Origin of the sequence: Yokenella regensburgei ATCC 49455, assembly GCF_000735455.1 — a bacterium.
GTDB lineage: Bacteria > Pseudomonadota > Gammaproteobacteria > Enterobacterales > Enterobacteriaceae > Yokenella > Yokenella regensburgei.
This window is the reverse complement of sequence record NZ_JMPS01000081.1, coordinates 82,497-94,312: the sequence shown is the minus strand read 5'-3', so window position 1 is coordinate 94,312 and position 11,816 is coordinate 82,497. Positions and strand designations below refer to the sequence as shown.

Annotated in this window: 14 protein-coding genes and 1 pseudogene; 9 read left to right on the top strand and 6 right to left on the bottom strand. The window is 50.9% G+C overall.

Annotated features, from left to right (window positions below; genetic code table 11):
* Positions 1 to 476: pseudogene (locus GYRE_RS24780) on the top strand (sugar glycosyltransferase); the annotation flags it as partial.
* A gap of 1 nt (position 477) precedes the next feature.
* Here GYRE_RS24780 and GYRE_RS21015 read toward each other — a convergent pair.
* Complete coding sequence (locus GYRE_RS21015; RefSeq protein WP_038258111.1) at positions 478 to 1,227, bottom strand: hypothetical protein; 750 nt, start codon at positions 1,225 to 1,227, stop codon at positions 478 to 480.
* Positions 1,228 to 1,483: 256 nt separating this feature from the next.
* Between GYRE_RS21015 and GYRE_RS21010 the strand changes: the two genes are divergently transcribed.
* The 4 genes from GYRE_RS21010 to GYRE_RS20995 all read left to right on the top strand — a co-directional run bounded on the left by GYRE_RS21010 (position 1,484) and on the right by GYRE_RS20995 (position 3,754).
* Complete coding sequence (locus GYRE_RS21010) at positions 1,484 to 1,711, top strand: hypothetical protein (RefSeq protein WP_038258134.1); 228 nt, start codon at positions 1,484 to 1,486, stop codon at positions 1,709 to 1,711.
* A gap of 193 nt (positions 1,712 to 1,904) precedes the next feature.
* Positions 1,905 to 2,939, top strand: a complete 1,035-nt coding sequence (locus GYRE_RS21005; RefSeq protein WP_038258110.1) for a YeeE/YedE family protein — start codon at positions 1,905 to 1,907, stop codon at positions 2,937 to 2,939.
* A 4-nt stretch (positions 2,940 to 2,943) separates the two neighbouring features.
* On the top strand, positions 2,944 to 3,171 hold the full coding sequence (locus GYRE_RS21000; RefSeq protein ID WP_038258108.1) for a sulfurtransferase TusA family protein: 228 nt from the start codon (positions 2,944 to 2,946) through the stop codon (positions 3,169 to 3,171).
* A 169-nt stretch (positions 3,172 to 3,340) separates the two neighbouring features.
* Complete coding sequence (locus tag GYRE_RS20995) at positions 3,341 to 3,754, top strand: hypothetical protein (RefSeq protein ID WP_038258107.1); 414 nt, start codon at positions 3,341 to 3,343, stop codon at positions 3,752 to 3,754.
* A gap of 108 nt (positions 3,755 to 3,862) precedes the next feature.
* Here GYRE_RS20995 and trpS read toward each other — a convergent pair whose 3' ends face one another.
* On the bottom strand, positions 3,863 to 4,879 hold the full coding sequence (trpS, locus tag GYRE_RS20990; protein ID WP_038258104.1) for a tryptophan--tRNA ligase: 1,017 nt from the start codon (positions 4,877 to 4,879) through the stop codon (positions 3,863 to 3,865).
* A 309-nt stretch (positions 4,880 to 5,188) separates the two neighbouring features.
* Here trpS and GYRE_RS20985 point away from each other — a divergent pair, with 309 nt between their 5' ends.
* Entirely contained in the window at positions 5,189 to 5,461 is a 273-nt protein-coding gene (locus GYRE_RS20985) for a DUF2534 family protein (RefSeq protein WP_006819548.1), read from the top strand.
* A gap of 144 nt (positions 5,462 to 5,605) precedes the next feature.
* On the top strand, positions 5,606 to 7,126 hold the full coding sequence (locus tag GYRE_RS20980) for a GGDEF domain-containing protein (protein WP_006819549.1): 1,521 nt from the start codon (positions 5,606 to 5,608) through the stop codon (positions 7,124 to 7,126).
* A 24-nt stretch (positions 7,127 to 7,150) separates the two neighbouring features.
* On the opposite strand, the gene GYRE_RS24660 is transcribed toward GYRE_RS20980, so the two are convergent.
* From GYRE_RS24660 to GYRE_RS24775, 4 genes are all read right to left on the bottom strand, one after another.
* On the bottom strand, positions 7,151 to 7,252 hold the full coding sequence (locus GYRE_RS24660) for a YoaK family small membrane protein (RefSeq protein ID WP_038258101.1): 102 nt from the start codon (positions 7,250 to 7,252) through the stop codon (positions 7,151 to 7,153).
* A gap of 47 nt (positions 7,253 to 7,299) precedes the next feature.
* Complete coding sequence (locus tag GYRE_RS20970) at positions 7,300 to 8,319, bottom strand: sensor domain-containing diguanylate cyclase (RefSeq protein ID WP_038258098.1); 1,020 nt, start codon at positions 8,317 to 8,319, stop codon at positions 7,300 to 7,302.
* A 356-nt stretch (positions 8,320 to 8,675) separates the two neighbouring features.
* Positions 8,676 to 8,966 carry a hypothetical protein gene (locus GYRE_RS20965; RefSeq protein ID WP_006819551.1) on the bottom strand — a complete coding sequence of 97 codons (291 nt, stop codon included), beginning with the start codon at positions 8,964 to 8,966 and terminating at the stop codon, positions 8,676 to 8,678.
* Between the two features lie 53 nt (positions 8,967 to 9,019).
* Complete coding sequence (locus tag GYRE_RS24775; protein ID WP_006819552.1) at positions 9,020 to 9,166, bottom strand: hypothetical protein; 147 nt, start codon at positions 9,164 to 9,166, stop codon at positions 9,020 to 9,022.
* A gap of 659 nt (positions 9,167 to 9,825) precedes the next feature.
* Between GYRE_RS24775 and GYRE_RS20960 the strand changes: the two genes are divergently transcribed.
* Together GYRE_RS20960 and GYRE_RS20955 are read left to right on the top strand one after the other, a co-directional pair.
* Complete coding sequence (locus GYRE_RS20960; RefSeq protein ID WP_051861010.1) at positions 9,826 to 11,367, top strand: hypothetical protein; 1,542 nt, start codon at positions 9,826 to 9,828, stop codon at positions 11,365 to 11,367.
* Between the two features lie 4 nt (positions 11,368 to 11,371).
* Positions 11,372 to 11,809 (top strand): toxin-activating lysine-acyltransferase, encoded by a 438-nt coding sequence (locus GYRE_RS20955; protein ID WP_038258093.1) that lies wholly within the window; start codon positions 11,372 to 11,374, stop codon positions 11,807 to 11,809.
* Positions 11,810 to 11,816 lie beyond the last annotated feature (7 nt).

Below are 11,816 nucleotides of genomic sequence, written 5' to 3'. Positions count from 1 at the left end.
AGAGTGCCGTTAGATGCCAGTTCTCTATTGTTGAGGATGCTACCTGTAAGATTTATCACTCAAAAATAGAACGGCAATATCTCTACGAGTATTACGGGGAACATGATGGCGTCGCATTTTTCGAGCACAACAAATGTGTCGCTTTTAGTAAGGATATTCGTCTTGGGGTATTCGATGCGGAGACGGTAGTGTATTGGGCGTTACAGGTCATCGCATATCTCGGTTTTGAATGTTTATATATAGCCGGTCTTGATATGAGTAACTTCCATATGCCAAGATTTTATGAGACGGATAACGATAAACAACCAACTACGTTACCAGACAAAGTCTCATCGGTTGTTATTCCTGCTTTCAGACATGCCAGTAATATCATGAAAAGCAAAAACATCACCGTGAAAAACTTGTCTCTGGAAAGTGCCATCGACAATGACATATTTGAAAAAGTAGACAGCGGCGTCGTGTTTAAAGCAAGCTAAGCTATTTTTTTCTCAGTACCGCTGCGAGTTTCTTTTTCATTACGCGAAATTTTATTTTCGCCGTTTGCAGTTTAGAAAATTCCGGTATCCATTTTAAACCCGTTTTCCATGGTCGTGGGTAACCATGAAAACAGACAATCAGTGCTTCAGTCGGAAGACGCCCGCTATTATCACCCCGATATAAATCTGGGTCGTGGCAGAACATCGTTTTATTGGCGATATCGGCTTTATAGCTCAAAATTTTACCCGGGAATAACAGCTGGAAACGCTGTGCATCAGGATAGACTTCGCCAATAAATCCTTGATCGCCATGGAAAGGGGGCGTTCGGGGACGAGAGATAATCTCTTGTGAATTCCGGGTAAATGCTTCCCATGCTTTATGCTTTTCTTTTGCCGGAATAAACATGAGCCCGGATGCAGGCGGCGCTTCGCTCGGGTCTTTACAGGAGAAGTCACTCAACATCGTCATTTCCTGAAGGTGACATAATGTACTGACATCACCCGTTATGACGGTATCAATATCAATATACAGTAAATCTTCTTTACCGATATCAGGATGCTCAGGGTTGAATAATTCCAGCTTAGACCACCATCCTGGCCAGTCATGTAATAATGGTATGGTATTAACCCCAGGAATGCTCCCTGCATTAGTCAGACAAACGGAGCGGACGCCCTTGAGCTGTTTATGGAGCCATTGTGCATGTCTGGGAGTGAATTCTTTGCTGACTTTAAGAACGGAGACAATGATCACAATATGCTCTTATACCCGGTGAATAAATAAAGGCGACAGGCCGATTCTAAGCATGTTTGCTAAGAAAATCCTCGCAATATTGTTTGATTTTGTTACTTATCTCCGGCCCCGTCCCGGGGAACCCAGAATCAGTTGTCAAGAGGCATTTGCTACCCGTATTTCTTGTGCCCCGACTGGGGTGGTGTTGACCATTTTTGTGATAGGACATATAACCAATGAGCGACACTTCGTCGTTCATGACAGGGATCTTCATTCAATGCAGCATGATATTGAGACGCTGATCTGTGATGCAATGAGAAAAAGTGAGGCTGGCGCTGGCGTCAGTTCTTCTGTCACTGCGAACCAGATCCTGAACGTGGTTAAACCGTACTACCAAAACGGCAGCAACGAGGACAGAAGGTTTATCCTCGATAAGCTTAACAAGCTTAAACAGCAGCCGGGTGTGCCTTTCCCGCCCAATCTCGAACAGATGCTGAGAGCATAGCCGTTAACCGCCCGCGGGCGGTTTTTTTATGTCTGACACTCGCGACAGCGCAGGATCGACAAAACTCACTTATTCACTGAAAACCCGCTACGGCGGGTTTTTTGTTTTAAAACCCTATTTTTTGCTCTCGGCCAAATTTTTCCAGCGGCCATTGTGTTACGTTTCAGTCCCTTATGTAAAAAGGAATATCCCGATGACAGGTCTGATCTTGGGTTTTTTACTTGGTTTTATCATGCAACGTGGCCGTTTCTGCATGGCAGGTGGGCTACGCGATGTTTATCTCTTCAAAGACTACCGGATGGTGATCGCCATACTTATCGCCATCTCGATTCAGAGTGCAGGTCTCCTCATTTTTGTACCACAGGGTTTAGCGGCGCTGCCGACGGGGCCATTCTTTTGGCTGGCAACGGTGGTTGGTGGCGTATTGTTCGGGGCGGGAATGAGTTTTGCGGGTTCCTGCTCGACGGGGGCCTACTATCGGGCGGCGGAAGGGCTCGCGGGCAGTCTGCTTGCCGTGGTCGGCTTTATCATTTCAAGCTGGTTCATACGGCATACCGCCGTCAAACCACTGATTAAACCCCTCAAAGATTATCGCACCGAAGCCGGTGCTATTACCGATACCCTGCATATTGCTCCCTGGCTCGCAGCACTGGCTTTGTGCCTGTTAACGCTGTACCTCGCATGGCGACATCTTAACAAACCGGCGCTGCCGGTAGCGAAACTCAAGGCCAGAAAAACCGGAATGGCCCATCTGCTGTTTGAGGCACGCTGGCATCCTTTTGTTTCGGCGGCGCTGATTGGCGTAGTGGCGCTGCTCGCCTGGGTCTCGAGCCTGGCGTCGGGCAGGCCGGGAGGCCTCGGAATCAGCGGTCCAAGCGCGCAGCTCTTTTCGCTCATCTTTGAGGGCAAAAGCGGCTTCTTCGGCTGGGCCGGGTATTTGCTGATGGGTATCGTGCTGGGATCATTACTGGCCGCAGCCGGTAGCCGGGAGCTTAAGTTCCGCTATCCGGGACACCTGACGGCAATGAAAAGCCTCGCGGGTGGTCTGCTGATGGGCGTCGGCAGCGGCCTTGCCGGTGGCTGCATGCTTGGCAACACGCTGGTTAACACCGCCTGGTTTTCGTGGCAGGGATGGGTATTTATTCCTGCCATTTTCGTGGGGAGCTGGTTTATCAGCTATTTCACGCTGATACGTCCGATGAACCTCAATACCGTCAATAATGGATAATGCGATGAAAACAATAGAACTCGATACTCGCGGGAAACTCTGTCCTTTTCCTCTGGTGGAGGCCAAAAAACAGATGGCGTTAATGACAAGCGGTGATGTGCTGGTCATTGATTATGACTGCGGGCAGGCCACCGAAAATCTGCCTCGCTGGGCCGCTGAATGTGGGCACCAGGTCACCGAATTTGAACAGACCGGTGATGCCTGCTGGCGGATCCAGATCCGTAAAGGGTAATCCCACAGGCTGTTTGTGGGCCCGGGACGCTTTCATACAAACGGGTGACCCGCCGTTGTTGCTACGCCGTATTCCTGAGGAAAACGGCGTTTTTTTTCACTATTTCGTATCAATCAGTCTCTTGCGCCCGCGCCATATAATCACACTGATCTCAATGCGGGGGTGGTTTATGGACAGCATGGTAACTATCTGGATTGCTTATCAGGCAATTATTTTTCTGCCAGCCATGCTGTGTTTGTGGTTTGGTTATCGTCTGCTGGTGAAGGGGCTGTTCGATGGCGAGCCTAATATTATTACTGCCTGGGGTAATAACCGCCGACTGATCCTCAAACGCTCCATGCCGGGCATTGTCTTTTCCCTTGTGGGGCTCGCTTTAATGCTGATGAACGTGAACAGTGATGTCTTCATGCCGGATCCTTTAGCCGTGCAGGCACGGGAGCTCCCGCCTGCGGCAACTGAATCATCCAGTACCATCGTAACTGGCTCGCGGGATGCCCAGTGCCAGGGCTCCATCCTCACCGGTATCAGTAGCTGTAGTTTTGCTGGCGAATATATTGATGAGATCCAGAGCGTCAGCCGCTAGTCAGCTGCAAAAAAAAGCCTGCTACGTCACGCAGCAGGCGAACTCAAAAATGTTTACATCGAATGTCGGCAGTTATTATGTTTGATTTGTATGACAAATAAAAGGACTTTAACCCATTATCGGTAATCCCAGTTCGCGCTTCAGCGTATCTACGGTTCGTTGCGTGACGTCCCGTGCGCGCTGCGTTCCCGCTTTGAGCGTCTGCATCAGATAGTCTGGCTCGGCTATCAGGGCAGCCCGGCGCTCGCGAACAGGGGTTAACAACGCAATCAGACACGCTTCCAGCTCTTTTTTGCACAACCGGTCGCCCAGCCCGCCGCGTTGATAATGCGCTTTCATCTCAGCGACAAGAGACTTGTCCGGATGAAAAGCATCTAACCAGCTGAACACCACGTTGCCTTCCACTTTGCCGGGATCGCTAACCCGCAGATGCCCAGGATCGGTATACATCGCGTGCACTGCACGGCATATCTCTTCGTCGCTGGCGGAGAGTAACAGCGTATTACCCAGCGATTTAGACATTTTCGCCTGTCCGTCAATGCCGGGGAGGCGGTCGGTGCTGCCTGTCAGCGCCTGGCACGAGTGCAGCAGCGGTTTCCCAAGCAGGCTGTTCATCTTGTGCACTATCTCATTGGTTTGTTCAATCATCGGCAGTTGGTCACCCCCGACAGGCACCAGCGTGGCGTTGAAGGCGGTAATATCGGCAGCCTGGCTGATGGGGTAAACCATAAATCCCACCGGGAGTGAACGGGAAAAACCTTTTTGGGCAATCTCGTTTTTGACCGTCGGATTACGCTCCACGCGGGAAACGGTGACGATATTCATATACAGCATGGTAAGTTCGGCCAGCGCCGGGAGCGCGGATTGCAGGCAGAATGTGGTTTTTTCCGGGTCAAGACCCACCGCCAGATAATCGGCCATCACCTGCGGAATGTTGCGGGCAATTTTTGCCGGATCGCTACCGTTGTCGGTGAGTCCCTGAAGATCGGCTATCAACACGAACTGCCGATGGTGATGCTGGAGCGCCACACGCTGCTGTAAAGAACCTACGTAGTGTCCCAGATGCAGCGCGCCGGTAGGGCGGTCGCCGGTCAGAATGGTTTGTGGTTGTGAATCAGTACTCATGGTGCCTCCGAAGTGGAAAATTGCTGGCGCCGGAGGACGATGTGAATATTAAGCCGCCTTCCGGCGGCTTAATGAAAAAGAGATGAACGATTTCAGCCGCCTGAGAAAGGCAGCCACCAGTATGCGTTAGCGAAAACAGACACAACAGGATTTATGTTCATGGATTTACGCTATCACAGCCTATGCCTTCGGGGCAACAGCATGTTCCTGTTGTCGCAAGGTTTAACATTAAGCCTTCAAAATCTTTTGCATTAATGTTACAAATAGCCCCGGAATACCCTATCGCCAGTCGAAGAGGAAGGAGGAGCGATGATCCGGGAAAAATTGCAGACCAGGAACGGCAAACGTTTTTTATGCGTTGTAGCCATTGCCTTTATTGCCGCCGTTGCGGTTGTCGGGCGCGCCACTTTTGGCGGTGTGGTCAGAGAGTATAATCTGCCGTATTCAGAATGGACCACCGGCATGTTCGCCCTGCAGGGTGCCATGGTCTTCATTTACAGTGTTGTTTTTACCATTCTTATTTCTATTCCGTTTGGTTTCATCCTGCTTGGCAGCGATGAGCAAAAACACGGTAAAGCCTGAATATAAGGGCAGCTCTGCGCGGGCTGCCACTTCTCCATCGCTTAAAAATCTGCATCAAAAACGCTGTTAAAACAACTGCCTGAAAAGCTAAAACTGCGAAAGTGTGATACGTTTTAAGGTGTCGACGCTGCCAGTGGTGCATGAATGAGAATTGTTCAGGACAGCCTGAGATCCCGCCAGGCATTGCTGATTTCGGCAATGATTACCTTCCTTTTTACCGCACTGTGGGTTGTTTTTGTTCATCAGAAACGCCTTGTCGACCTGAACGACGGCATGAATACGCTGGTGAGTGAAATGACCCGCGTATTTAACGATAACGAGCTGATTGCCGATGCGACCGGCGTGCGTTTTCATCAGATTCAGTCCACCGGTGAGTGTGCAAGCCCTGCGCAATATCTGCCTCGCGGGGGCTCGGCCTGGGCTATCAACGGCGACCCGGCGAATCTGAATCCTGCATTCGGAACGCTTATCTCCCGCGAGCAGAGTCGGGATGCGCTGTGCCTGTACACGGCGGCAGAATTTATCCGTTATAAGATTAATGCGTTAAACCCCGGCTCTTATGATCCTCAGCGTTACATCATTGCCCGCGATGCTTCCTGGTTTTACTGGTTCTCGCCTGAGGATTCGGTGCGTTTTCAGTTCTCCGATTCCATGATGGCGAATTCGGCACAGACGTTTTTCCCGGCCCCGGAAAGTTTTTATGACCGTTTGCTGCAAAAAGACGCGATCAGTAAATCGCGCAGCTCAACGGATCTGTATCAGGACAAGATCACCGGGGAGCGTGCTTACAGCGTCGTCAGCTATATTTACGACCTGTCGAAAGGGGATATCAGCAATCAGATTGTGGCTTATCTGATTTACGATCATTCCCGGCCCGAACTGGTCACTTCGCTGAACAATGCGTTTAATCAGAAATTACCCACCGGGTTAATCGTTGAACTGGTGGAGCGCAAAACCGGTGCCAGCTTATGCCTGACGAAAAGTTGTCAGGCGCTAAGCCCGCTACAGGTTGAGCCGTTGTCGGCGAAATACGAATTTCGATACGGGCTGCCGCTCTACCTGTTCGCCATCTACGATCCGCTGGCATGGGTAGTGGTTCTGCTGGCACCGCTGCTGTTGTGGGGGCTGTACCGGATTATTCGTGGGCAGCTTAATGACGGCGATACCCGGCTTTATACAGATCAACTAACCGGCTGCTATACGCGCAAAATTCTGGAAGTGATTTATCGCCGCGAGATGCATTTTAACGCGGTGGTGCTTTTTGACTGTAATCAGTTTAAGGCGATCAACGATACCTGGGGTCACAGCGTGGGGGACAAGGCCCTACAGGTCATAGCCCTGTGCCTGATGACGAATGTCAGAACGGCGAAAGACATTGTTATTCGATCCGGGGGGGATGAGTTTGTGATCCTGAGCAGTAGCAATGAAGCTCAGGTGGCGCGAATTGCCCAGCGGGTGGCAGAACAGATTGCGGCTTATGAGTTCATCATGAATCAGCAGCGGATCCATCTGTCGGTATCCTGGGGGATTGCCCCTTGTGAGGGCAATAATCTGGATGCCGCGATACAGCAGGCCGATGCCGATATGTATCGTATGAAGCAGCGGCGAAAGGCCGCTACCACCAGCCCAGCTGTGAGCCTGCCACCGCAATCACTGCCACGATGAGCATGATAATGGTCGTTTTACGCATTACGCGCCTCCGGGGGCAGCGTAGCCACCGATAAAGAACCACGCCAGAAAGACTACGGCGGCAATAAAAATAGCTACCGGAAAAATCACGCCTAATCGCATTGTTTTAATCCTTTGTGTAAAACGCGGCGCTTATCATACCGAAAATGTCACTTTGAGGCGGTTGAAAAGTGCATCTGACGGCGATTTTTTTTATCCAGATACATGGCGTCATCCGCCGCGCGTACCGCGTCGTCGGCGCTGGATTCATTTGGATCGATATCCACCAGACCAATGCTGGCACCGGGATAGTCAAATTTTAAGCGAGTGAGCTGGTACTCCCCGCGAATGCGCTCACGCAGGGTTTCACAGAACTGAGCCAGATCATGCGGCGTTTCAGCGCAGAGGCTGGCGAAGAGAAACTCATCGCCGCCAAGACGTGCCAGAATGTCGTTTTCGCAACAGCAAGCGGTAAGCCTCGTACTTACCTGGCGCAGAAACTCATCGCCGGCCTGATGACCATAAAGGTCGTTAATCGCTTTGAAGTTATCGAGATCGATAAAGGCGATATACAGGTGACGTTTAAGATGGCGAGCCAGCGAGAACAGGGTAGGGAGATGCTCAAACAGCGCACGACGGTTTGGCAGGCTGGTTAGCTCGTCGGTATAGGAGTGGGCTGTGAGGGCGGCGTTCGCCTCGCGCAGCTGCTTGACCAGCGACTCTCGTTCGATATGTCTGGCAATCATCCCGGCAAACAGGTGCAGCACGTGATCGCCGCGAAGCGTAATCGAATGGCGTTCTGAGCTGGTGGCGCAAAGGGTACCGTACAACGAGCCGTCGGTCAGATGAATGGGGGTGCTGAAGAACGTTTTAATGCCCAGTGCTTGAGCGGCTTCGCAGTCGTGCCAGCGGGTATCGACATCATCGGAGAAGAAACAACGATCGTCGAAAGCCCGTTTACACAGTGATTTATCCCACGGTACTGACAACCCTTCCGGGATCTGCATATCACCGCTGTTGCGGGCAAACAGTACATGCTGGAACTCCATCCCCTCATCAATGCGGGTCAGGTAGGTGGACTCCATATCGGTGACCATCGCCAGCATCTCCAGAAGCTGACGCACCAGACTTTCCAGAGACTGTTCCGTTGATAGCGTTTGAGAAACGCGGGCAAGAATATGATCGGACATTACCGCTATAACTCCCACGTACGGCTACCTGCCAGTGTACGTGTTGCTGAAACTGTAGACTGCATAGTTATAGTAAAACATGAATGTCACAAATTTCCTACATTCTGAGTGTGGGCAAGCTCTGAAATTTGTGACAAAAAAAGCCCCGCCGGGGGAGGCGGGGAAAACTCATTGATTATGGAATGATGTGTTCCCTGGTCAGAGAGAACGAGAGTCACTCTAAGCAGAAATAGTGCAGTTAAAATGAAGAAATCATGGAGATTTAAGCGAAATCGCCTGGCGGCAGTGCAGGGAGCTCAGCAGGCCCATAGAAATGGGTCTGCTGTGGGATTTTTTATTCGTCGGGTGAGAGACGATTAGCTGCCAGATCCTGCGCTGGAGCTGGAGCTGCCTCCCCACATTACGCCGCCACCATTAGAACCCCCCCACGGAATGCCTGAGGGGCCAACGCTGCCGGTTCCGCGGGAGCCGTTGGCAATAGCCGCTCCCGCAATAGTACCGATCGCTGCGCCGGGGATCCCGCCCACCGCACCGCCGATGGCACCCCCGATAGCGCCGCCAAAGGTCTCTTTAGAGACGCCGAAGCTCCCCTTGTCCGACCCTCCGCCGCTGATAAAGGAATACTCATTCTCTGTCAGATTACGCATATTTATCCTCCAATGATAAGTGAATTTTAACTATTGCCATGCCAACTGTGACGTTATTTTCGTAACAGTTTTTGCGTCACGATGATAGCCGCGATCATCAGTACATATTTGATGTAGCGGTTAACTTCGAAGTAGTCTCCTGCCATGCCAACAGCGAGTGCGACAATAAAAACAATTAAAATACTCAGAGTGGCTTTCATTATTCCTCAGCTTTAAATGAAACAATCAAATAACAGTAAAAACCGGGTAGTTTTGATCATGGCTATCACGGATAGCGCGCGATGCGTTACCATGAAAAAATATGCGTGACAGGGCAACAGTCTGCCGCCAGGGGAAGAATGATGACTTTAGTAAAATTTATGATTATTCCTTTTTTGTGATTTTTATCACAACTCATTATATACCTCCCTGTCTCCACTACCATTAATGGTAGTTCGTTAAATCATGGCGTTAGCTATTCTCTTGCAGCATTATTCGGCTGCGGTTGGGTATTTAGCGTATACAAGCCATTCTTTGATTGTATTAGCTTTAGTTAACATTTGACTTTATGTGTCTACTATGTCAGCTTTGTAATTAAAAGTAAATAGCAATCATTCTCTTTTAAATGGAGCCACGTAAGATGGAATTTACGCCCCCCTCGGTAGATACCGGGAACGACCTTCAGACTATTGCGCCGGAAACGCTTTTAGCATTAATCATCACTGCCACTATGCTGGAATATTCATTATCTATGTTTTAACCCTACACGCAGGGTGAGTTTCTTAATATAAATGGACAACAGCGGCAGAATATATGAAGGCTTTGTATATCGTATTGTCGATATTGCTAGTGGCTGTCTGTGAATTCCGGGGCATAGCAGATGAGTCATGAACATTCACTTTATAAGCTAAAAGAAAATCTCGTACCTTTTATGGCGCATCCGGTGTCTTCATCATTGATATGGTGCGCTCCGGATGTTGAAGACTCGCAGGCGATGCAGCATGCATGCAGCTATGTGATTGACTCGACATGTTTCGCGCCAGGTAAAACGTTTTTTGCTGAACGATATGGCGGTAGTGGGATCCAGCGAAACGGGGGTGGCGCCAGGTGTGGTTTTGATGGTTGCTATCAGGTTAAAGGGATTGGTGCTAATCCACTGGTAGGTCAGGGAACGGATGGCCGCCATTCCAATGGTGCGCTTGGCGCAATCCATGCGGTTTATGAAGCCTTGTGGGGGGAAGTATTATCCCGACTCCTACCCTATGGGGCTGTGCGGGCGAGGGCAGTCCTGCTCACTGATCTGTACACTTCTGAGGCCTGGGATCGTACCGATGGTGCGTCCCGGCGTGCTCTGCTTGTACGCGACCCGGTTGTTCGTCCGGCTCATTTTGAAAGGGCTCCTTATTTCCGGCCGCAGCCGGAGTTCGCCAGCCGTTTGCTGCACGATGCCCGGCGGGTAAGCGCCGTCATCCAAAAATTACCTGACTATTTGCCTGGACCAGAGCAAGGTGCCCGAGACGCAGGTCGCGTTAGTCAGCAGCAGCGCTGCCTGGAAGGGCTATGCGAGCTGGCCCGACGGGAAGCCTGGCAGATGGCCTATTGTCGAACCCGCTATCTCCGGCTGACCACGTCCCCTTCAAACCTGGCGATGGACGGCAGGCTGATGGATTTTAATGGGTTAAGCAGTTTATTTCCGGGAGACTATCCTGAGGATTTTGGCTATCGGCTCAGGATAACCGAGCTTGAGAAAGAGCCTGCGGTGCTACTGCAGGGGCTCTGCGATCTTTGTCTCTATCTTGGGAAATATCTTTTTGACACTGGTTTCACAGAGCAGGCACAACGGCAGGTTACGGAGGTTTTCCGTACGACTTTCGAAGAAGCCTGCTTTCACGGTTATCTGGAGCAGCTGGGTATCCCACTGACCGGGGCGGTTGTTACGCCACCTCTGAAACAGCTTGTTCATGGCTTTCTAATGCTATCAGCCAGGTTCAGGAAGCCGGGATACAGCGAAAAAGGGGATTCGCCGTTGCAACATGCCGCAGTGGCGCTCATTCGTGGCCTTCGGAACGAAACTGCTGCCCCGCGCGAACACTGGCATCGCGAGGGATATTATCAGGAAGCGTTGCAGTGCTTTAGCGGGGGGATCCACTGGCTTCACCAGGCTGGGAAGGTTCGGGAAAGCAACACTGCGTCATTTCTTCAGTCGATGGAACAGCAGGTGCGATGCCGTTTACAGCCGCGTGATTCGATGGCGAAAGCACGTCTTTTTGCAGAGATTACCTGCCTGATTGATGAATATGGCGACTCCCCTGAATATCTGCAGCAGGCCTTTTCTGACATGGGTACCAGGATGTTGACCTGGGCCAAAGAGGCACTCGGCACACTGCCATCCGCTCGCTACTGCTCTCAGCTGGTAGGTTAATACCATGAAATCACCGTTACGTGAAACGGTCAGGGGCAATGGCCTCTGGTCAGCGCAGGAGCAGCTTGGTTTCGCGGTCAGTTGTATGCTCCATAACCGTCATTACAGCCTTTATCCGGTACTGACCATCCAGCAATGGACAGAATATGCCATTCAACATCAGCAGATTAAATTTCTCTTCGATGCGCGCGGGCTGCCGCTGGCATATATCACCTGGGCATATCCTGGACCCGATACTGAAAAGCGATTACTTAGCGACCCCGAATTCAGGTTACATCCTTCAGAATGGAATGAAGACGGTAGGATCTGGATCCTCGATTTTTGCTGCTTTCCGGGTTATGGGCGAGAAGCATTACGCCGTTTTATCGAACTTCGCCCATGGGGAGAAGGCAACGTGCACTGGCTGAGCCGTAATAAACGTGTCATGACCTTTAGTCGATAAATATTCA